General features: G+C 34.7%; 21 protein-coding genes. 18 read left to right on the top strand and 3 right to left on the bottom strand.

Annotated elements, in window-relative coordinates:
• The first annotated feature begins 178 nt into the window (after positions 1-178).
• Positions 179-907, top strand: a complete 729-nt coding sequence (locus DWZ69_RS02740; protein ID WP_118436079.1) for a radical SAM protein — start codon at positions 179-181, stop codon at positions 905-907.
• A gap of 159 nt (positions 908-1,066) precedes the next feature.
• Positions 1,067-1,786, top strand: coding sequence for a queuosine precursor transporter (locus DWZ69_RS02735; RefSeq protein ID WP_117998510.1), 720 nt, complete (start codon positions 1,067-1,069; stop codon positions 1,784-1,786).
• 179 nt (positions 1,787-1,965) lie between these two features.
• Here DWZ69_RS02735 and DWZ69_RS02730 read toward each other — a convergent pair whose 3' ends face one another.
• Positions 1,966-3,330, bottom strand: coding sequence for an MATE family efflux transporter (locus DWZ69_RS02730; RefSeq protein WP_117998506.1), 1,365 nt, complete (start codon positions 3,328-3,330; stop codon positions 1,966-1,968).
• Between the two features lie 291 nt (positions 3,331-3,621).
• Positions 3,622-3,951, bottom strand: a complete 330-nt coding sequence (locus tag DWZ69_RS02725; protein ID WP_117998502.1) for a helix-turn-helix transcriptional regulator — start codon at positions 3,949-3,951, stop codon at positions 3,622-3,624.
• Positions 3,952-4,251: 300 nt separating this feature from the next.
• Here DWZ69_RS02725 and DWZ69_RS02720 point away from each other — a divergent pair, with 300 nt between their 5' ends.
• From DWZ69_RS02720 to DWZ69_RS02680, 9 genes are all read left to right on the top strand, one after another.
• A complete protein-coding gene (locus DWZ69_RS02720) occupies positions 4,252-4,443 on the top strand; it encodes a helix-turn-helix transcriptional regulator (protein WP_022165483.1) in 192 nt (63 codons plus the stop codon).
• A gap of 25 nt (positions 4,444-4,468) precedes the next feature.
• Positions 4,469-5,305, top strand: a complete 837-nt coding sequence (locus tag DWZ69_RS02715) for a hypothetical protein (RefSeq protein WP_117998499.1) — start codon at positions 4,469-4,471, stop codon at positions 5,303-5,305.
• A gap of 30 nt (positions 5,306-5,335) precedes the next feature.
• The gene (locus tag DWZ69_RS02710; protein ID WP_117998496.1) at positions 5,336-5,662 is read left to right on the top strand and encodes a hypothetical protein; all 327 of its coding nucleotides are present in this window, start codon (positions 5,336-5,338) and stop codon (positions 5,660-5,662) included.
• 225 nt (positions 5,663-5,887) lie between these two features.
• Positions 5,888-6,460, top strand: coding sequence for a 2-oxoacid:acceptor oxidoreductase family protein (locus DWZ69_RS02705; RefSeq protein WP_022165481.1), 573 nt, complete (start codon positions 5,888-5,890; stop codon positions 6,458-6,460).
• Complete coding sequence (locus DWZ69_RS02700) at positions 6,460-6,762, top strand: 4Fe-4S binding protein (protein WP_022165480.1); 303 nt, start codon at positions 6,460-6,462, stop codon at positions 6,760-6,762. Before DWZ69_RS02705 ends, DWZ69_RS02700 begins: the two co-directional genes overlap by 1 nt.
• A gap of 1 nt (position 6,763) precedes the next feature.
• Positions 6,764-7,957 carry a pyruvate ferredoxin oxidoreductase gene (gene porA, locus DWZ69_RS02695; protein WP_117998493.1) on the top strand — a complete coding sequence of 398 codons (1,194 nt, stop codon included), beginning with the start codon at positions 6,764-6,766 and terminating at the stop codon, positions 7,955-7,957.
• Positions 7,957-8,889, top strand: a complete 933-nt coding sequence (locus tag DWZ69_RS02690) for a thiamine pyrophosphate-dependent enzyme (protein ID WP_117998490.1) — start codon at positions 7,957-7,959, stop codon at positions 8,887-8,889. Before porA ends, DWZ69_RS02690 begins: the two co-directional genes overlap by 1 nt.
• A gap of 100 nt (positions 8,890-8,989) precedes the next feature.
• Positions 8,990-9,433 carry a hypothetical protein gene (locus DWZ69_RS02685; RefSeq protein ID WP_117998487.1) on the top strand — a complete coding sequence of 148 codons (444 nt, stop codon included), beginning with the start codon at positions 8,990-8,992 and terminating at the stop codon, positions 9,431-9,433.
• 260 nt (positions 9,434-9,693) lie between these two features.
• On the top strand, positions 9,694-11,127 hold the full coding sequence (locus tag DWZ69_RS02680) for a sodium:alanine symporter family protein (protein WP_117998484.1): 1,434 nt from the start codon (positions 9,694-9,696) through the stop codon (positions 11,125-11,127).
• 286 nt (positions 11,128-11,413) lie between these two features.
• Here DWZ69_RS02680 and DWZ69_RS02675 read toward each other — a convergent pair whose 3' ends face one another.
• Complete coding sequence (locus DWZ69_RS02675) at positions 11,414-12,769, bottom strand: sodium-dependent transporter (RefSeq protein WP_117998481.1); 1,356 nt, start codon at positions 12,767-12,769, stop codon at positions 11,414-11,416.
• Between the two features lie 298 nt (positions 12,770-13,067).
• Between DWZ69_RS02675 and asnS the strand changes: the two genes are divergently transcribed.
• The 7 genes from asnS (at position 13,068) to tuf (ending at position 22,535) form a co-directional block, all read left to right on the top strand.
• On the top strand, positions 13,068-14,453 hold the full coding sequence (gene asnS / locus DWZ69_RS02670) for an asparagine--tRNA ligase (RefSeq protein WP_117998478.1): 1,386 nt from the start codon (positions 13,068-13,070) through the stop codon (positions 14,451-14,453).
• 99 nt (positions 14,454-14,552) lie between these two features.
• A complete protein-coding gene (locus tag DWZ69_RS02665) occupies positions 14,553-15,245 on the top strand; it encodes a response regulator transcription factor (protein WP_117998475.1) in 693 nt (230 codons plus the stop codon).
• Between the two features lie 16 nt (positions 15,246-15,261).
• Positions 15,262-17,532, top strand: coding sequence for a HAMP domain-containing sensor histidine kinase (locus tag DWZ69_RS02660; protein ID WP_117998472.1), 2,271 nt, complete (start codon positions 15,262-15,264; stop codon positions 17,530-17,532).
• A 206-nt stretch (positions 17,533-17,738) separates the two neighbouring features.
• Complete coding sequence (gene rpsL / locus DWZ69_RS02655) at positions 17,739-18,152, top strand: 30S ribosomal protein S12 (RefSeq protein WP_022165471.1); 414 nt, start codon at positions 17,739-17,741, stop codon at positions 18,150-18,152.
• Between the two features lie 158 nt (positions 18,153-18,310).
• Positions 18,311-18,781, top strand: a complete 471-nt coding sequence (gene rpsG, locus DWZ69_RS02650) for a 30S ribosomal protein S7 (protein ID WP_117998469.1) — start codon at positions 18,311-18,313, stop codon at positions 18,779-18,781.
• 323 nt (positions 18,782-19,104) lie between these two features.
• Entirely contained in the window at positions 19,105-21,222 is a 2,118-nt protein-coding gene (gene fusA / locus DWZ69_RS02645; RefSeq protein ID WP_117998465.1) for an elongation factor G, read from the top strand.
• Positions 21,223-21,347: 125 nt separating this feature from the next.
• Positions 21,348-22,535 (top strand): elongation factor Tu, encoded by a 1,188-nt coding sequence (tuf, locus tag DWZ69_RS02640; protein ID WP_117998461.1) that lies wholly within the window; start codon positions 21,348-21,350, stop codon positions 22,533-22,535.
• The last annotated feature ends 234 nt before the right edge of the window (positions 22,536-22,769 follow it).

Genomic DNA, 22,769 nt, shown 5'->3' with positions numbered 1-22,769 from the left:
CCTAGAGGCACTCTTTTTATATAATAAGAAATTCCTTTGTGATTTCTTATTATATGAAAAACGTTCCACTAGGGATGCACACTGGTGCGAAAAGAAAATAGTTGCGCGGCAACAGGCACTCGGTGCGTAGAATGTCGCAAGCGACATTCTTTCTTGCATGATAGAAAGGTTTAAGGTTATGGTAGAAGGATTTAATCCTGTAAGATACTCAGTAATAGAAGATAAAAATTCAAGAGAAATTGTTATGCTGGTAGGGGATGGATGCAAGTGGCGTAAGTGCAGATTTTGCGATTATCATTTAGACAGCAGTTTGGATATTGAGGCGAACTACAAGATTAACAAAGAAGCTTTAGAGCAGGTTACAGGACTTTATAATGAATTAGAAGTTATTAATTCTGGTAGCTTTGTTGATTTAGATGAAAAGACAATTTCTTTAATTAAGAAGATTTGTTTAGAGAAAAATATTAAAACAATTCATTTTGAATGTCATTATATGCATAAAGATGATGTAAAGGAATTTAAGAAAAAATTTGAAAACATTGGTGTAGAATGCATTATTAAATTAGGTCTTGAAACTTTTGACTACAATTTAAGGGAAAATATTTTGATAAAAGGAATTGAAGAGAAAAATCCTAAGGAAATTGCTAAATATTTTGACGAAATAAATTTGCTACAGGGAATAACAGGGCAGACGGCAGAATCCATGATTAATGATATCGAGATAGGGCTTAAATATTTTAAACGTATATGTGTAAATATTATGATTGAAAACGGTATGCCTGTTAAGCCTGATGAAAAAGTCATTAAAGAATTTCTGAATGAAGTTTATCCTAAGTATAAGAACAATAAAAGAGTGGATATTTTGTTAAATAACACTGATTTCGGAGTGGGAGAAAACAAAGAGTAGATACAGGTGAAAAATAGAAAATAATAAATTGTTTTTTTGCTGTGAAAAAAATGCAAATATGCAGATGATAAAATCACAGAAAAAATAAAGACATTATACCGGCTCGCAGAGAAATTAATGCGATGGCTGTAAATTACAAAAAAGAGGAGGATAAGTATTATGTCTAATGAAGTTTTATTGTTACTTTCAGTTTTAATTATTTATGGAAGCACACTAATTTTTTTAAAAGTGTTTGGGAAGCAGGGGTTATATTGTTTTACATCAATAGCAACAATTGCAGCAAACATTGAAGTTTTAATCGTAGTTATTGCATTTGGAATGGAAATGACTTTAGGAAATGTACTATTTGCATCAACTTTCCTTGTGACTGATATTATCAGCGAAATATATGGAAAGAAAGAGGCAAAAACAGCAGTTCATATTGGTATAGCTACATCAATACTTTTTATAGTTTTGTCACAGTGGTGGTTACTTTACACACCTGCAAAATCAGATTTTGCAATGCCTGCAATGAAAACAATATTCTCAAATACACCAAGATTAATGATTGCCAGCATGCTTGTATACGCAATTGTACAGGAATTTGATGTGTGGGCATATCACAAATGGTGGGATTGGACTGAAAAGAAATTTGGCTCAAGGGAAAAATTTCTTTGGTTAAGAAACAATGGTTCAACATTAATTTCTCAGTTTTTAAATAACTTATTATTTACTTTTGCTGCCTTCTGGGGAGTACATAGCGTTAAAACTATTCTTAATATTGTAATATCAAGTTATGTTATTTTTATTGTGACAAGTTTACTTGATACACCTTTTGTTTATTTGGCAAGAAGAATGCATAAGTCAGAAATGAAAAAGGTAGAGGCTAAACAAGAGTAGAGTGTTAAAATAGCATAGAAATTTATAATAACAAATAAAATAAATATGTATATAGAAAAATATGCACACAGAAATATATACATACAGAAAAAAATACACACAGAAATAGATACATATAGAAATAGATATCTATATAAATAATATTGTATTAAATATAAATATAAAAATGGAAGTCAAAATTAATTGGCTTCCATTTTTTTCAGTTCAGGCAATACTGTAAGTAGCATTGTTGTGAAACAGATGCTACCGCCGATTACGTTGGAGATTGGCTCCGCAATGAAAACACCCTGTGGACCAAGCTTCATCATAAAAGGAAGTATGTAAGTTAAAGGAATTGCGATAATGACTTTCCTTAATAAAGAAAAGAAGATCGCCTGTTTCTTTTTGTTAAGAGACTTAAATATTGTCTGACCTATATATTGTAAATCCATAAAAATAAATGCAGCAAAATACATTTTTAAAGCAGGTATTGCATCTGCCATTAAATTAGTGTCTGATGTAAATAAAAGTATCAGATATTTGGGTGCAATGATAATAACACTCCATAAAACAATTGTGTATGCAATTACAAGAGTCATTAAAACAGCACCGCCTTTTTTGACACGCTTTGGTCTTTTTGCACCATAATTATAACTAATAATAGGAGAAGTTCCCTCATTAATTGCATAAATAGGTGTTTCAATCATCTGACGGAGACTTGCCACAATTGTCATAACGGAAATGTAAACGTCTCCACCAACAATTGACAACACATGATTGCAACAAATAGAAACAAGACTGTTGGTTAATTGCATAATAAAGCCTGCTGTACCAAGACTGACGATGTTTTTTGCGTAGTCAATGGAGTTTCTAAATTCATTTCTTTTTAAAAATCTAACTTTAAGTTCAGCTTTTTTCTCAAGAAAATAAAATACAAATAAAGCAGAGAAAATCTGTGAAATCACAGTTGCAATGGCAGCACCTTTAATACCCATGTCAAAAACGAATATAAAAATAGGATCTAATATTAAGTTGGATACAGCACCAACGGCAACTGACAACATACCGGTAGTGGCATAACCTTGGGCATTAATAAAAGGATTCATACCTGTTGAAATCATTGATGGTAAAGTACCAATAAGATAAATCATCATATATGGATAAGCATATTTTAGGGCGATTTCTGAAGCACCAAAAATAACTAATAGAGGTTTTGCGAAAACCATGCCAAGAGTCATAATAAGAAAGGCACTAACACATAGCATTGAAAAAGAGGTATTCATAATAGTTCTAGCTCTCTCTGAGTCACCCATGCCACGTTTAATAGAAAAAAGAGGTGCACCGCCACTTCCAAAAAGATTGCTAAATGCAGTTATAATTACAACAATTGGAAAACAAAGTCCAACAGCACCAAGAGCTGTTGTTCCCACATGTGGAATTCTTGCAATATATATTCTGTCAACAATGTTGTAAAGGAGGCTTAAAACCTGAGCCACAAGCATAGGTAATGCAGCACCTAAAATATTTCCTGTAACAGAACCATTCTCAAAATCTATTCGTTTCATGATAAAAATTTCCTTCCCAAGTATAATAAAAAAATTTGAAAATAAATACTATAAGAATAGTGTATATGAAAAATCGTTGTAGAAATATTATAACACTATTTACACAATATGCCGAAAAAAAAGAACTAAAACGTTGTTTTAATTCTTTTAAATGTTTATATTCTGTTGCTAAAATACCTATATTGAGATTTTTATATTCACATTAAAATCTTAATATTGAAAATCTTGCATTAAGATGTATATTCAGATTAAAATCTTCCCATTGAAATTCTCGTATTAAAAGAAAAACAATTACTCAATATCTAACAATTTGTCTACAGCTTTTTGCAATTTAGGATTGCGTCTGTATTGCTTAACCAGTTCTTCCTCATGCTTTGTTATATTAAAATTTAAATCACGATTATAACCAAAAGTTCCTAAAATGTTGTGAATATTATATATGTCGCACAACGTAAGCAAAGTATCAGCATTAGGCTGCGTCTGACCACTTTCCCAGCCATATATAGTTTTGTCGGCAGCCTTAATATTTTGGTTTTCAAGCAAAATAGAAACCTGGTGAACTGTTAAGTTGTTTCTTCTTCGGTACGCTTTAAGCACCTTTGCAATATTTTCATTTTTCATTATAAAAAACACCTCTTTCCTTATAATAAATGATGCGTATAACTACGTCAAACTATTCTTTCAAAACAAGAAACAAAAGATTGAAATTCTCGACTACAGAGAATATAATAAGGTATGAGCAGAAAAATAAGCGCGACGATAGGAGCATTTATTTTTACCTCATACCTTAATTTTATTTTTGGAAGCATGAAGTGCTTTTTTTTGCAAAGCAAAAAGAAAAATAAAATCTATAAAAGAGCAGAAAAATAAGCGCGACGATAGGAGCATTTATTTTTTAATAGAACACAGATGGTGGCATAAATGAAAAAGAAAGATAATGTTTCAGAAAAATTAGTTGAATACATAAAACAGAATAATATTTCAATAGAGCAGATTTCAAAAGACACGGGAGTTAGTGGCTTTAAATTATCTAAGACCGATGTGGTTTTTACAGCATCGGAATTTTTGGAATTATGTTCTTATTTGAATGTGTCACCGGAATCGTTTAAATAACATTATAAAAACAGGGGAAGAAATATTGCTTAAATATATATGCACGAAAGACAACATTAGAACAAAGAGTAGTGTTTGTCCGGTTTGTGGGGATAGAACAGAACTTGAAAAATCAGATATATACTGGTGTGAAAACTGCAAAGTTCCATTGTATGACAAAACATGTGAGTGTTGTGGTAGCAAGGGCAGAAGAATTACAACTGATATAAGACCAGTATTTCCTGAAGAAAGACTTTTATTGGAAATATTATTGGATAAAGAAATAGGAACATACGACAATTCATCAGTGTGGAATTGTGCAGGTAATAAATATTTAATAGATGGGGAACGAATTAAATTTTCCGTAAAAGATTTAAAAGAAAAAGATGCAGATAAGGTCAGAGAACAATATGAAAAGTTTGCTGATGCAATTTCTTATGACAGCTTTAACCAATGCATGGACAAATTTGTTTCTGCTAACAAAAGCATAAAAGAATACGGAAGTGCCTTGCCAAGTGAAATGATTAACGCCTTTACAGGTGTTGAGGGGCGTTTAAAGGAAATCAGATTCCTTGTATCGGCACAGAATAATTTTGAAATAATAAAGCACGCAATTAACAAGATTGATGACAGTTTTAAAGATTTTATTTACAACAATGATGTAAATAATGAAATTATAGAAAAGTCATACAAAATACCATATTTTGAAAGTATGTTTACCGAAAAAGACTATAAGGAAATTGTAGCAGAGGGTCGTTTTCCGATGCTTCCTTTAACAGCCTACAGTCTCCTTAACATAAGCGAAAAAGTTGCACAGAACGAGAGAAGTATTTTTACGTTTATTGCAAACGAGGAAAAAGGAACAGTTATCACTGCCATTTAAGAAGGAAGTGAAGATTTAATTATAGTTGATATGGTATATGACTATTTTGAAAATTTGTTAAAAGATAATGTAAGCCTGACTAACATACATAACGAGTGGTTAAAGGCTGACTATGCAATAACTAAGGCAGAATCATTGGCAGAAGAAAAAGTAAGAGAAGCTTTTGACACAAGTCCGAAAACTGAATATCAGTATACAAAAAATATGGATTTGTTTAATTCGTATGCAAGAGGTGGCATAGAATATCTTTATGAAAAACTAGTAGTAAGACCAAGTAATTTAGATGATGAAGAATTTACAGATGCAAGAATGTCTAACATTATGGCATTGTTTAATGACGATATGCAGGAAATTTAGTTACACAATTACATAACCCCAAAATACCTTTAAAGCAGAAAAAACTGTTTTAAAGGTATTTTTCTTTCCATATCTAATTTAACCAACAATCATCAGAGAAAATAAACAAAATATTCTAAATTTTCCCAAATCTCTAGTTGAAACTACAAAACCTTTGACTTATAATTAATATTAATGCACTTTAATGCATTAACACGAAAAAATAGTAAAGAAGGAATAACAAATATGAAAGATACTCTTGAAATCAGATGGCATGGCCGAGGCGGTCAGGGTGCCAAAACAGCAGCCCTTCTTTTAGCAGAAGTGGCTTTCAAAACAGGAAAAAATGCACAGGGATTTCCAGAATATGGACCTGAAAGAATGGGAGCTCCAATCACTGCTTACGACAGAATCAGTGACCACCCAATTCGCGTACATTCAAATATTTATGATCCACAGTATGTAGTAGTTGTTGATGAAACTTTATTAGAAATTGTTGATGTTACTGCCGGATTAAGAGAAGATGGAGCAATACTTATTAATACATCAAGAAGTAAAGACGAGATTATTCCACACTTAAAAGGTTACAAAGGAAAAGTATACACAGTAGATGCAAAGAAAATCGCTATGGATACTTTAGGAAAGAACTTCCCTAACACACCAATGCTTGCTGCAATTGTAAAAGTTACAGGAGTTATTGAAGATGAAACATTCCTTAACGAAATGGAAGGCTCATTTAAGCACAAATTTGCCAAGAAGCCTGAAGTAATCAAAGGAAACATGGAAGCACTTAGAACAGCTTTAAGGGAGGTTAAATAATGGCAAAGACAGATATAACAAAATTAGGTCAGGACGTTGCCTGGCAGGATGTTACAAGAGGTAACACAATTGTCGGTTCAGGCACAACAAGAGAGTTTATTACAGGAGATTGGACAAGTGTAGCACCTGTAATTGACGAAGAAAAATGTAAACAATGTCTTTTATGTGTACCGGTTTGTCCGGACAGCTGTATTCCTGTAAAGGATTATAAGAGACAGGCAATAGATTTAGATCATTGCAAGGGTTGTGGAATATGCGTGAAGGCATGTCCATTTAATGCAATTAAGATGGAGGTGAAATAGTATGCATAAGAAAGTATTTTTATCAGGAAATGAAGCTGTAGCAACAGCACTTAGACAGATTAATCCTGATGTTTTTCCGGCATTCCCTATTACACCATCAACTGAAATTCCTCAGTATTTTTCAAACTATGTATCAAATGGTTTAGTTGACACAGAGTTTATTACTGTAGAATCTGAACATAGTTCAATGAGTGCAGCAATGGGAGCCTCAGCAGCAGGAGCAAGAGCTTTAACTGCTACATCATCAGCTGGTCTTGCATTTATGTGGGAAGTTTTAGGAGTTGCAGCATCAAGTAGATTACCTGTTGCTTTAGCAGCAGTTTGTAGAGCCTTAACAGGACCGTTGAACATTAACTGCGACCATTCGGATACAATGGGTGCAAGAGATTCAGGCTGGATTCAGTTATATGCAGAAGATAATCAGGAAGCTTACGACAACATGGTTATGGCATTTAACATCGCTGAAAATAAAGATGTTATGCTTCCAATTATGATTTGTCAGGACGGATTTATTACAAGCCACGCAGTTATGAACATGGAAATTTTAGACGACATGACTGTAAAAGAATTTGTTGGCGAAAGAGAACCTGTTGATTATCTTTTAAATCCTGAAGAAAAATTTGCAGTTGGACCTTATGCTGTATCTGATTACTATATGGAATCAAGAAAAGCACAGGCTCATGCAATGGAAAATGCAAAACAGGTTATTTTAGATGTAGCAAAAGATTTTGAAAAAATTTCAGGTCGTAAGTATGGCTTGATTGAAGAATATAAAATGGATGATGCTGAATATGCAATGGTTATTATTGGTTCAGCAGCAGGTACAGCAAAGGAAGCTGTAGATGAAATGAGAGAGGCTGGCAAAAAGGTTGGAATTATAAAAATAAGATCATTTAGACCATTCCCAGGAGAAGAAATTGCAACATCACTTAAGAAGTGTAAAGCTGTTGCAGTTATGGACAGATGTGAATCATTTTCAACAAACGGTGGTCCTGTAGGTGCTGAAACAATGCAGGCTATGTACACAAATGGCTGTACTGCAAAAGCTATCAATATTATGTATGGTATTGGTGGTAGAGATGTTACTGTAGGCGATATGAGAGGTGTTTATGATACTCTTGAAGAAATTGCAAAAACAGGTGAGACCGGTCCTACATACAGATATATGGGACTTAGAGATAAGGAGGCAAAATAATGGGTTACAATTTTAAAGAAACAATGAATAAGCCTGAACGTTTTGCTCCAGGTCACAGAATGTGTGCCGGTTGTGGAGCAACAATTTGTGCAAGAAATGTACTTCGTGGGCTTCATGAAGGCGACAAGGCAGTTATAGGATGTGCAACAGGATGCTTAAATGTATCATCATTCCAGTATCCATATGTAGCATGGGAAGACAGTTACATTCATAGTGCTTTTGAAAATGCAAGTTCAACAATGAGTGGTGTTGAAGGTGCATACAAGGCGATGAAAAGAAAAGGCAAGTTAAAAGATGATTATAAGTTTATCTGCTTTGGTGGTGATGGTGGTACTTATGATATAGGTATTCAGTCATTATCAGGAGCAATGGAACGTGGTACAAATTATACATACGTTTGTTATGACAACGGTGCTTATATGAATACAGGTACACAGCGTTCATCAGCTACACCAATGTACGCTGATACAACAACTACACCTGTTGGTAGTCAGTGTAATGGTAAGGAACAGTACAGAAAAGATTTAGCGGCAATTATCGCAGCACATGATGTTCCATATGCTGCACAGACTACATATTTCAAAGGCTTTAAGGATCTTCATACAAAAGCTGAAAGAGCTATTTATACAGAGGGTCCTGCATTCTTAAATGTATGTGCACCATGTCCAACAGGTTGGAAATATCAGAAAGATGATATTATGGAAATCTGCAGATTAGCTGTAGAAACAAATTATTGGCCTTTATATGAAGTTGTAGACGGCAAGTGGATTCTTAACTATGAACCAAAGAACAGACTTCCAATTGAAGACTTTTTGAGACCACAGGGCAGATTCAAACATTTATTTAAGCCTGAAAATGAACATCTTATTGAGAAATTCCAGAAGGAAGTTGATAGAAGATGGGAAGACTTATTATTTAAATGTAGCAGATAATGAATTTACTTAGAGATGTATTTTTAAAGCTTTAAATGGAAATATTTTTAATAATATTCTTTAAAATTTAAAACTAACAGGCAATAATAGGAGACAGATTGTGGATTTTAACTATAACCGAAACAGTGAAGGCACTGTTAAAGTAATGAAGTCCAAAGGAAAAAAGAACAATATAAAAGTAGTGCAGCAGGATAAAAAACATCCGGCTATAAAGTTAGAAATATCTTTAGGAGATGACGGGAAAAAGCAGGGCGAAGGGCTTGTTCCTGTTATCTTCAAGGGAAAAATTTCCGACAACGATAAAGGTAGCACACTAACAGGAAAGTTTACTTATGGCTTTTATTTGTATACTTTAGTAATAGTGGCGGCAATACTTATAGTTGTAAGATTTGGATTTTCGTTATATAATATGCAAAAAGATAATATGCTTCTATGCGGTATCGTTACAGTATTACTTATTATTTTAATAGCTGTAGTATTGGTAAAATCAAAACCCGACAGGGAACATATTACAGAGTTTTTAAATAACTTAAATAAAAAATAAATATCCTATGAAATCTTTTAATCAATGGCGAAACTAAAGGTGGAGGAATCTCTAGAGAACCCAAGGTTATATCTAATGCAGGCAAGGCATACATTAGATATGGGGAGAGTTTCAAATTGATTATGATTACGAATCTTTAGAGTTACTTTTTTAAGTAGCTCTTTTTTTTAGTGATTAAAATGGTAACTGTAAATTTCAAATTTGTATTAATAAAATATGGTGTTGGAATTTGGAAAAATAAAAAGTAGGAGGAAAAAATTATGGATTGGAAAAGTGTTGGTAACTGGATTTCAGACACACTTGTGAAAGTGGATGATTTTGTTTGGGGGCCGGTGATGTTGGTGCTACTTGTTGGAACAGGAATTTTTCTTACAATAAGATTAAAATTCAGACCATGGAGAAATCTTGGCTTTGCCATCAAAAGCACATTAAGTAAAGAGGCAAGAACAACCAAGAGAGGTGAAGGCGATGTATCCCCTTTTTCAGCGCTAACAACGGCTCTTGCGGCAACAATAGGAACAGGTAACATTGTAGGTGTTGCCACAGCCATGGTATCAGGTGGTCCGGGAGCTTTAGTGTGGATGTGGATTTCAGCATGCTTTGGCTTAACATCAAAATTCAGTGAATGTATGTTAGCCATAAAGTATCGAGAGGTTAATGAAAAGGGAGAAATGTCAGGTGGTCCAATGTACACCATGAAGAAAGGCTTCAAAAACAAAAAAATAGGGGCTTTTCTAGGAATGTTATTTGCAGTGTTTGCGGTTATAGCATCTTTCGGTATTGGAAACATGACACAGGCAAATTCAATTTCAGAATCATTAAAGAGTACATTTAATTTTGATGAGAAAATAGTAGGTGTGGTTTTAACAGTTTTAGCATTGGTAATTATTGTAGGTGGTATTAAGACTATCTCAAAGGTATCTTCAATTGTAGTTCCCCTGATGGCTATTTTTTACATAATTGCAGGTTTAATTGTTGTTGTTATGAATATACAGAACCTGCCATCAGGTATTGTAATGATATTTAAAATGGCATTTAGCTCACAGGCTGTAGCAGGTGGTGGAGCCGGCGTGATTACTGCGGGCGTAATGAATGCAATGAGATATGGTGTTGCAAGAGGTGTATTTTCAAATGAAGCAGGAATGGGTTCAGCAGCCATAACAGCTTCCGCAGCAACAACAGATGATCCTGTTCGTCAGGGTTACATTAACATGACAGGTACATTTTGGGACACAATTGTAGTTTGTACAATTACAGGTCTTTGTATTGCGTCATCAGGAGTTCTTGGAACTGTTGGAGATGACGGGGAATTAGTACAGGGTGCAGCTCTTACAATTTTGGCTTTCAAATCGGCTTTAGGTGAAGTTGGAGCCATACTTGTAACAATAGGAATCGCCCTTTTTGCATTTTCAACAATTTTAGGTTGGGAGTATCATGGAGAAAAGGCTTTTGAGTACATATTTGGAACACATAAATATAATATGGCGTACAGAATTATTTTCTCGTTAGTTGTATTTGTGGGGGCAACTACAACATTACAGGTTGTATGGAATTTCTCGGATATAGCAAATGCCTTAATGGCAATACCTAACCTGATTTGTCTTCTTGTAATGAGCAAGGTTATTGCAAAAGAAGTTGAACGATTCCAGCCTATTTTGGATAAAGAAAAGAAGGCGGCAAAAAAGAAAAAATAAAATCCTAAATCAAGGAATGAAAATAAAAAGCAAGAAAAAAGCAGTTAGCAAAAAAGCAGGCAACAAAAAATAAAGTAAAAAAGAAAAAACAGGCTACAAAAAATAAAGTAAAAAATAAAAAGCAGTTGAATCAATTTAAGAAATGTTTGTTAAACATAACTTATTTGATTTAACTGCTTTTTATGTTCCAAAGCTATTAACCCGCTATTGTGCAGGCACAACCGGGGTATAACTTTTTGACAAAATGATTACCTAAAATGTTTCATATATTAAATTCTGGCAATCATTAGATTGTAAAAATTCCAAGTGCATCAAGAATTGAGCTGATTAAAATTAAAACAAGGCATATAGGTGATACCCATTTAATCACAACTACAAAAAGGTTTCTTGATTTGAATTTCTCGCCGTTTCTTGTAGCCTCGTCAATAACTGCTTTAGGTTTAACAACGAAGCCAATAAGTATACATGTAAACAATGCACAGATAGGCATTAAAATACTATTACTTACAAAGTCCATAATATCAAGTATTGTCATTGCACCAATGTGAATGAAATCTAAAACTCCAAAACCAAGACAAGGTAAAACGCCAATTGCAACTGCACAAATGAAAACAATCAATGTGGCTTTATGTCTTGACCAGCCAAGTTTATCACTGAAAATAGAAACGATAGTTTCCATAAGTGAAATAGCAGATGTTAATGCTGCAAATAAAACTAATACGAAAAATACTGTTCCAATAACGCTACCAAAAGGCATGCTGTCAAAAACTTTAGGTAATGTGACAAACATAAGTGATGGACCTTTTCCAAGAGCAGCCTTGTCGCCACTTGAAAAAGCAAATACAGCAGGGATAATCGTTAATCCGGCAAGAAATGCAATTGCTGTATCAAAAATCTCAATTTGTCTTACTGAACTTTCAAGATTGTTTTCTTTTTTCATATAAGAACCATAAGTAATCATAATACCCATTGCAAGTGACATGGAGTAGAACAACTGCCCCATGGCGGCAATAACAGTTTTAAAAGTAAAATCACTTAAACGTGGTTTTATGTAATAAATAAGACCATCTTTTGCTCCGTCGATTGTTAGACCATAAATTGCAATAAATATTGTGAGAACAACCAAAATTGGCATCATAACTTTGCTTACTTTTTCAATACCTTTTTCAACACCGAACCAAACAACTAAAGCTGTAAAAGCAATGAATATGAAAAAGTATATAAGTGGTTCGGCGGTTCCTGCAGCAAATGTACCAAAGTAATTATCATTTGCAGCAGCCATTCCACCACCGCTACAAAATGTTACAAGATACTTAATTACCCAACCACCGATTACTGAGTAGTATGGGAAAATAATAATTGGGATAATAGCTGCCAGATATCCCACTGCCCCAAAACGCTTGTCCAATGCCTTAAAAGCACCAATTGCACTTAAACCGGTTTTTCGACCGATTGCAATTTCAGCAATCATCAAAGAAAAACCAAAAGTTACTGCTAAAATAAGATATACTAGCAAAAATGTTCCACCACCGTATTTAGCTGCAAGGTATGGAAATCTCCAAATATTTCCAAGACCTACAGCGGAACCGGCAGCAGCCAGTACGAATCCTATTTTGTTTGAAAAGTTTCCTCTTTTTTCCATAATATAAATCCTCCACTTTAATTTACAAAAACTTAAAAACAATGTTAGAATTATACAATAAAAGAACAAATGACACAACAATAAATAATATATGTTTACTATACATTGAAAATAATGTAAAATGTGTGCTGGTATATGTGTGAAAAACTTATTGCAAATAAAAACCTATAAAATGCGTGGAAAAAGTCATAGGTTATTTGCAAAATAATATATATAACGATATGTTTAATGTAAACAGAGAATACATTAGCAAAAAAGAGTAATATACAATTTATATATAAGAGAAAGGGCAAATAAAATGGTAGAAGTAAAAGAGTTATTTAAGAACACAGAAGAGTATATTAATAAGGAAGTTACAGTTGGTGGCTGGGTTAGAAGTATCAGAGATTCAAAAACTTTTGGCTTTATAGTTTTAAACGATGGTACATTTTTTCAGCCTGTACAGGTGGTTTACAATGACAAAATGGATAACTTTCAGGAAGTTTCAAAAGTAAATATTGGTGCAGCTTTAATTGTTAAAGGTATATTAGTTGAAACACCAAATGCAAAGCAGCCTTTTGAAATTCAGGCAGATGAAGTTTTTATTGAAGGAGAAAGTACATCTGATTATCCATTACAAAAAAAGAGACATACTTTCGAGTACCTTAGAACAATTTCACATTTAAGACCTAGAACAAATACTTTTCAGGCAGTTTTTAGAGTGCGCTCTTTATGCGCTTATGCAATTCACAAGTTTTTTCAGGAGCAGGGCTTTGTTTACGTGCACACACCGTTAATTACAGGTAGTGACTGTGAAGGGGCAGGAGAAATGTTTCAGGTTACAACAATGGACTTAAATAATGTTCCAAAAACAGATCAGGGTGATGTGGACTTCTCAGAAGACTTTTTTGGCAAGCCAACAAACCTTACAGTTTCAGGTCAGTTAAATGGCGAAACATATGCTATGGCATTTAAGAAGATATACACATTTGGACCAACCTTTAGAGCAGAAAATTCAAATACAACAAGACATGCAGCAGAATTCTGGATGATAGAGCCGGAGATAGCTTTTGCAGATTTAGCAGACGATATGGAGCTTGCAGAGGCAATGATAAAATACATTATTAAATATGTACTTGAAAATGCACCTGAGGAAATGAATTTCTTTAATTCATTTGTGGATAAGGGACTGCTTGACAGATTAAATCATGTAATGAATTCTGATTTTGGTCGCGTAACTTACACAGAAGCAATTAAAATTTTAGAAGAACATAATGATAAGTTTGAATATAAAGTAAGCTGGGGAACAGATTTACAGACAGAACATGAAAGATATTTAACAGAGGAAGTATTTAAACGACCTGTTTTTGTAACTGATTATCCAAAGGAAATTAAGGCTTTCTATATGAAGTTAAATGAAGATGGAAAAACAGTGGCAGCAATGGATTGTTTAGTTCCAGGCATTGGCGAGATTATTGGTGGTAGCCAAAGAGAAGAAGACTTGGCTGTTCTTAAAAACAGAATGAAGGAATTAGGTCTTAATGAAGAAGACTATGGATTCTATTTAGATTTAAGAAAATACGGCACAGCAAGACATGCAGGATTTGGACTTGGATTTGAGAGAATGATTATGTACTTAACAGGCATGTCAAATATCAGGGACGTAATTCCATTTCCACGTACAGTTAATAACTGTGAATTATAATCTTAAGAGAATCTTAAGAAATTTCCACAAAATATATTAAAAAATAAATTATATCCTTTATACACACAAAGAAATAGTGTAAAGGCGGAGGGCTTGAAAATGTACAACATACTAGTTTGCGATGATGACAGAGAAATAGTTGAGGCTGTTGAAATTTATCTTTCCAAAGAAGGCTACAATGTAATCAAAGCCTATGATGGTTTGGAAGCAATTGAAATTCTCAAAAAAGAAGATATTCAATTATTGTTAATTGACATAATGATGCCAAGGCTTGACGGCTTAAGGGCAACATTAAAAATAAGAGAGAAAAGTGGTATACCAATCATTATTTTATCTGCAAAGTCAGAAGACTCAGATAAAGTTATAGGACTTGATGTTGGAGCTGATGATTACATTACAAAACCTTTTAACCCTTTAGAGTTAATAGCAAGAGTAAAATCACAACTTAGACGTTACACAAAACTTGGCACAATGGCAGGGCAAAAAAGTAATGTGTATACAGTAGGTGGACTTGAGGTAAACGATGACAGCAAGGAAGTTACCGTTGACGGGGAAAGTGTGAAACTAACACCTTATGAGTATAAGATTTTATTGCTTCTTGTGAAAAATCAGGGACGTGTTTTTACAATCGAACAAATTTATGAAAATGTTTGGGAAGAAGAAGCCATTGCAGCAGATAATACAGTAGCAGTACATATCAGGCATATCCGCGAAAAAATCGAAATTAATCCAAAGGAACCAAGATATCTGAAAGTAGTTTGGGGCGTTGGATATAAAATCGAGAAAATGTAAAGGATAGGTGGAAATTATGAAAACAAAAAGAATTTTATTACACTTAGCTATACTTGCATTAGCGATTGTCAGTATAGCAAGTGGCAGCTATGGAATTTATCATTTAAGGTACTATGACAGCAAAGAGAATTGTTTACATAGGTATACAGAAAACTACGCAAGCGTTACCTCAGGGGTAATTGAAGAAATTGTGGACAATAGGATTTATAGAGAAAATTTCATGGATCCTAACAAAGTGGTTGCCAAAGCTTACAAGCTTAAAACAATTAAAGTTTCAGATATTGTAAAAATTGCAAAGTCAGAGGAAAAACTTTCTTTCTATGCTATAATGGCAGAAAATACAAAGGAAGAATTGAAATATAATTCCAGCGCCAGAAAGAAAGAAGAGTATGAATATTATAAGAAAATTGCAGATACCGCAAATCTATATTTTAGTATTGTAGATGAATGTGATGCTTTAAATGAATTAGGTAATAAGTCAAAAAAAGAACAGGATAAAGCTTTAACACGAATTGATGATGAATACATATTAAGTGAGAATGTTGAATTTCAGGCTACATATGTGTTAAATGGAAAAACTTATAAGTTTACAAATCAGGAAAAAGACCAGACAATATCAGAAGAAAATAAGTATATGGATATTGTAACTGCAAATTCAAAAGGAGCAACAATTGTTGCAAATAATTATTTGCAGGAAGAAAGCTATAAATCTCTTTTTAAAGAATATTTTCCTACGTATGATGATGACTTACATACAAACAGCTTAAATGACAGCAAGTTCACAGTGAAAATAGGCTTTAAGAGAAATGACAAAGATGGTTTTTCGTTGGAGCATGAACTTATAAAGGCTGAGAAAGCATTGAGTGCTAAAGAAATTTCAGCGCAAAAAAGATTGTGCATAACAGGGCTTGTTATATGTGTGGCATGTATGCTTTTATCATTAATTCCGTTTATTATGCTATTAATTATTGCAGGTCATAAGAGAAAAGGAGACATACCTTATACAAACAAATTTGATAAAATCTGGGCAGATGTTTTGACAGTTATAATGATAATGGTTGGTATAAGCATGGCAATGTCTATTTGTGAAGGTGCATTCCAAAATCCAATATCAGGTTTAACAGGCGTTATCGGCTATGTAGTGCTATGCGGCTTCTTCTGTCTGATTTATATTGAGGTATTTATACAGTGTGCTGAAAGCTTTGCCAGAAGAATAAAATCCAGAATGTTAATTAAAAGCACTTTACTATACTGGATTTACAGCAAAATCAAAATAATAATTTTAGGCTTTATAAATAATGGAAAAATGTGGGCGAAGGTAACAGCAGCGGGAATTGTATGTTTGGTTTGGAACATAATTGCTTTCCTGTTTGTTCAATCCTATGAATATTGGGGAATGTTATTTTTCTGGATAATACCAATTCTATTGGTTTGCAAATATTTAATTAAATATTTCGAAGAAAAAAAACAAATAATAAACGAGGCAGAAAAAATTACAGAAGGAGAAGTTGACCACAAAATAACTGGGACTTTTAAATATCCTTCAAATAGAAAATTAAAAGATACAATTAACAATATCGGTGATGGAATTGAGAATGCCGTTGCAGAAAATATGAAAAGTGAGCGAATGAAAACAGATTTAATAACGAATGTTTCTCATGATTTGAAAACACCATTAACATCTATAATAAATTATGTAGATTTGTTAAAAACAGAAGGCGTTGACAGCAAAAATGCTAATAAGTATCTTGATATTTTAGACAAAAAATCTCAAAGACTGAAGAATCTGACAGAAGATTTGGTGGAAGCTTCAAAGCTAACATCAGGTGCAATTGAACTCCACAAAGAAAAAATAAATATTGTGGAATTAATTAACCAAAGTCTGGGAGAGTATAACGAGAAGTTTAACCAAAGAAATTTAACAGTAGTAAAAACTATCCCGGATAAAGCTATTTATATAAATGCCGACGGCAGAAGAATGTGGCGAGTGTTTGAAAATCTTTATGGAAATATTTTTAAATACGCAATGGAAGGCACAAGAGTTTACGTGGACGTTGAAGAACATAATGGAGAAATTGTTATTGGAATAAAGAATATTTCCGAGAAAGCATTAAACATAAGCCCGGACGAATTAATGGATAGATTCGTAAGAGGCGATCAGTCAAGAAGTACAGAGGGAAGTGGTCTTGGACTATCAATTGCAAAGACTATTATAGAAAGACACGATGGAACAATGGAAATAATTCTTGATGGAGATTTATTTAAAGTTGTAATAGCAATTAAATAGAAATCCGGGCATACAATTAAATGTTGAATTAAATAAAAATATGGGCATACAATTAAATGCAAAATTTAATAAAAATTAAGGGGTTGACAAGTTCAGCCCCTTTTTCTATAATGGAAAAGCATGCGTGGAGGTGTAATTATGCCCCTTTGCGACATGTTAGTGTAAAGAAGAAACACGTAATTCTAATAACAGGAGGTGAAAAAGGAATGCCAACATTTAACCAGTTAGTAAGAAAAGGACGTAAGTCAGCGGTTAAGAAGTCAACAGCACCAGCTTTATTAAAGACATACAATTCTTTAAATAAGAAGATGAACGACACAGCTTCTCCACAGAAGCGTGGTGTATGTACAGCTGTTAAGACTGCTACACCTAAGAAGCCTAACTCAGCTCTTAGAAAAATCGCCAGAGTTCGTTTATCTAATGGTATCGAAGTAACAAGTTATATCCCAGGTGAAGGTCACAACCTTCAGGAACATAGTGTTGTTCTTATCCGTGGTGGTAGAGTAAAGGATTTACCAGGTACAAGATATCATATCATTAGAGGTACATTAGATACTGCAGGTGTTGCTAACAGACGCCAGGCACGTTCTAAGTACGGCGCTAAGAGACCTAAAAAATAGGCTCAATAAGTAGGATGACTTTTAATAGTCAGTCACAGGTTGAATGATTTGTAACGGTTATTAGAATTATGTAGATATACAGTCTAAAGCCGTGAGCAAGACACAACTTTTGTGAGTACCGAAGATTTAATTTAAAATTGATTAAGGAGGGAAGTAACATGCCACGTAAAGGACATACTCAGAAGAGAGAAATTTTAGCAGATCCTATGTATGGTAGCATCGTAGTTACAAAGCTTGTCAATAACATCATGTTAGATGGTAAGAAAGGTGTAGCTCAGAAGATCGTTTACGGAGCATTCGATAAGATTGCTGAAGAAACAGGAAAAGATGCTATCGAAGTATTCGAAGAAGCTATGAATAATGTTATGCCAGCTTTAGAAGTTAAGGCTAGACGTATTGGTGGTGCTACTTATCAGGTACCTATTGAGGTTAGACCTGAAAGAAGACAGGCTTTAGGACTTCGTTGGATTACATTGTACTCACGCCAGAGAAGCGAGAAGACAATGGTAGAAAGATTAGCAAATGAAATCATGGACGCCGCTAACAACACTGGTTCATCAGTTAAGAAGCGTGAAGACATGCATAAGATGGCAGAAGCTAACAAGGCTTTCGCACATTATAGATTCTAGTTATCTACAAGAATCGCAACCTCAAAAAACAGTATGTATTGTGCTTGCACAAATACATAATTGTTTTGCAGAGGTTATGAGTCGCCAGACTCTAGCGAGACGAAACGCAGTGAAGTCGAGCTAGCGATTCCTTTTTAGGAAGAAGCTAGCGATGTAGCGAAGCAGAATCGAGCTAGCTATTCTTTTTTAGAAGAGCGGCGAGAGACGAAACAAAGCAAAATCGAGCTAGCAATACGGGCGACAATAACAAATTTGATTAATATACAGAAATGTATGACATACTAAAAGCGTAAGCTTTAGACTAAAAAGAGGAGGAAAAAATCTTGGCTGGAAGAGAATATCCATTAGAGAGAACAAGAAACATTGGTATTATGGCTCATATCGATGCTGGTAAAACAACATTAACAGAGCGTATTTTATACTATACTGGTGTTAACTATAAAATTGGTGATACTCATGATGGTAATGCTACAATGGACTGGATGGAACAGGAAAAAGAAAGAGGTATCACAATTACTTCTGCTGCTACAACATGCCATTGGACATTAGAAGATCATCATAAACCAAAGGCTGGAGCAAAAGAACATCGTATCAACATCATTGATACACCGGGACACGTTGACTTCACTGTTGAAGTAGAACGTTCACTTCGTGTATTAGACGGTGCTGTAGGTGTATTCGATGCTAAGGCTGGTGTAGAACCTCAGTCAGAAAACGTATGGCGTCAGGCTGACACATACAATGTACCTCGTATGGCTTTCATCAATAAGATGGACAAGATGGGTGCAGATTTCTTTTATTCAGTTCAGACAATCATTGATCGTTTGGGCAAAAATGCTATCCCAGTTCAGATTCCTATTGGAAAAGAAGACGATTTCATTGGATTAATCGACTTATTTGAAATGGATGCATATTACTATAAAGATGATAAGGGTGAAGATATCGAAATCACAACAATCCCTGATGATTTAAAGGATCTTGCTAATGAATGGCATGATAACTTAATCGAAAAGATTTGTGAATTAGATGATGACCTTATGATGCAGTATTTAGAAGGTGAAGAACCTTCAGTAGACGATCTTAAGAAAGTTTTAAGAAGAGCTACAATCGCTTGTGAAGCAGTTCCTGTATACTGTGGTTCAGCTTACAAGAACAAAGGTGTTCAGAAGATGTTAGATGGTGTAATCGAATTTATGCCAGCTCCAACAGACATCCCTGACATCACAGGTACTGACGAAGATGGTAATGAGGTAACACGTAAGTCATCAGATGACGAACCATTTGCTGCATTAGCATTCAAGATTATGTCAGACCCATTCGTAGGAAAATTAGCATTCTTCAGAGTTTACTCTGGTACATTAAACTCAGGTTCATATGTATTAAATGCTACAAAGAATAAAAAGGAACGTGTTGGTCGTATCTTACAGATGCACGCTAACACAAGATCAGAACTTGATAAAGTTTACTCAGGTGATATCGCAGCAGCTGTAGGTTTCAAGATTACAACTACTGGTGATACAATCTGTGATGAACAGCATCCGGTTATCTTAGAATCAATGGAATTCCCAGAACCAGTTATCGAGCTTGCTATCGAACCTAAGACAAAGAATGATCAGGGTAAGATGGGTGAAGCTTTAGCAAAACTTGCTGAAGAAGATCCTACATTTAGAGCTCATACAGATCAGGAAACTGGTCAGACAATTATCGCTGGTATGGGTGAACTTCATTTGGAAGTTATCGTTGACAGACTTCTTCGTGAATACAAGGTTGAAGCAAATGTTGGTGCACCTCAGGTTGCATACAAAGAAACATTTACTAAGGCTGTAGACGTAGATAGCAAATATGCTAAGCAGTCTGGTGGTCGTGGACAGTACGGTCACTGTAAAGTTAAATTCGAACCAATGGATCCAAACAGTGAAGAAACATTCAAGTTTGAATCTACTGTAGTTGGTGGTAACATTCCTAAGGAATACATCCCAGCTGTAGGAGCAGGTATCGAAGAAGCTGCACAGACAGGTATTATCGCTGGATTCCCAGTTCTTGGTGTACATGCTACTGTATACGATGGATCATATCATGAAGTCGATTCATCAGAAATGGCATTCCATATTGCCGGATCAATGGCATTCAAGGATGCTATGAACAAGGGTGATGCAGTATTACTTGAACCTATCATGAAGGTTGAAGTAACAATGCCTGAAGAATACATGGGTGACGTTATTGGTGACATTAACTCACGTCGTGGTAGAATCGAAAGCATGGATGACCTTGGTGGAGGAAAGATCGTAAGAGCATTCGTTCCACTTTCAGAAATGTTTGGTTACTCAACAGACCTTCGTTCAAAGACTCAGGGTCGTGGTAACTACTCAATGTTCTTTGAAAAATATGAACAGGCTCCAAAGTCAGTTCAGGACAAGATTGTCGCTTCAAAGGCTAACTAGTAAAAACAAAATAAGGCTTGAAAATATTCCCATTATAAAATATAATGGGGATAGCCTTTTGAATAAGACCATTGCGGTCGTATAGTAAAATTATAATATTTAATCAAATTAGGAGGATTACAAAAATGGCAAAAGCTAAGTTTGAAAGAACAAAACCACATTGTAATATTGGTACAATCGGACATGTCGATCATGGTAAAACTACATTAACAGCTGCTATTACTAAGGTATTATCAGAAAGAGTAGAAGGAAATGATGCTGTAGATTTCGCTAACATCGATAAGGCTCCAGAAGAAAGAGAAAGAGGTATCACTATCTCAACAGCTCACGTAGAATATGAAACAAATAAGAGACATTACGCTCACGTTGACTGCCCAGGCCATGCTGACTATGTAAAGAACATGATCACAGGTGCTGCTCAGATGGACGGTGCTATCCTTGTTGTAGCTGCTACTGACGGTGTTATGGCTCAGACAAAGGAACATATCTTACTTTCACGTCAGGTAGGTGTTCCAAAAATCGTTGTATTCATGAACAAATGTGATATGGTAGACGATGAAGAATTATTAGAATTAGTAGAAATGGACGTTACAGAAATTCTTGACGAATATGGTTTCGAAGATTCACCAATCATTAAGGGTTCAGCTCTTAAGGCTCTTGAAGATCCATCATCAGAATGGGGAGACAAGATTATGGAATTAATGGATGCAGTAGATGAATACTTCCCAGATCCAGAAAGAGATACAGATAAGCCTTTCTTAATGCCAGTAGAAGACGTATTCACAATCACAGGTCGTGGTACAGTTGCTACAGGTAGAGTAGAAAGAGGAACACTTCACTTAAACGATGAAGTTGAAATCATCGGTGTTAAGGAAGAAACACAGAAGACAGTTATCACAGGTATCGAAATGTTCAGAAAGCTTCTTGATGAAGCTCAGGCTGGTGATAACATTGGTGCTCTTTTAAGAGGTATCAACAGAGACCAGATCGAAAGAGGTCAGGTTCTTGCTAAGCCAGGTACAGTAACATGCCATAAGAAGTTTACTGCTCAGGTTTACGTTTTAACAAAGGATGAAGGTGGACGTCATACTCCTTTCTTCAACAACTACAGACCACAGTTCTACTTCAGAACAACTGACGTAACTGGTGTTTGTAACTTACCAGAAGGTACAGAAATGTGCATGCCTGGTGACAACGTAGAAATCACAGTTGAACTTATTCACCCAATCGCTATGGAACAGGGTCTTGGATTCGCTATTCGTGAAGGTGGTAGAACAGTAGGTTCAGGTAAGGTTGCTACAATTATTGAATAATTTTCGTTTTACTAAGAGAACAATAAATAAGTAAAATAAGTCCATTTGAGTGCTTGCATTCAAATGGACTTTCTTTTGCTTATTTATGGGACGACAGTCCCGACCGAGATGAAGCGTCAGTGAAATAGAGGTGTTCTCGGAATAGAGCGCAAGCTCCCTATAAATAAAGAAAACCACGGTCGTGTTTACACGAAACCGTGGTTTTCCTTTATTTATAGGGTTCGCAGGCATTCC

Origin of the sequence: Eubacterium sp. AF34-35BH (genome assembly GCF_003477765.1) — a bacterium.
Classification (GTDB): Bacteria; Bacillota; Clostridia; order Lachnospirales; family Lachnospiraceae; genus Eubacterium_G.
This window is presented reverse-complemented; position numbering and strand designations above follow the sequence as displayed.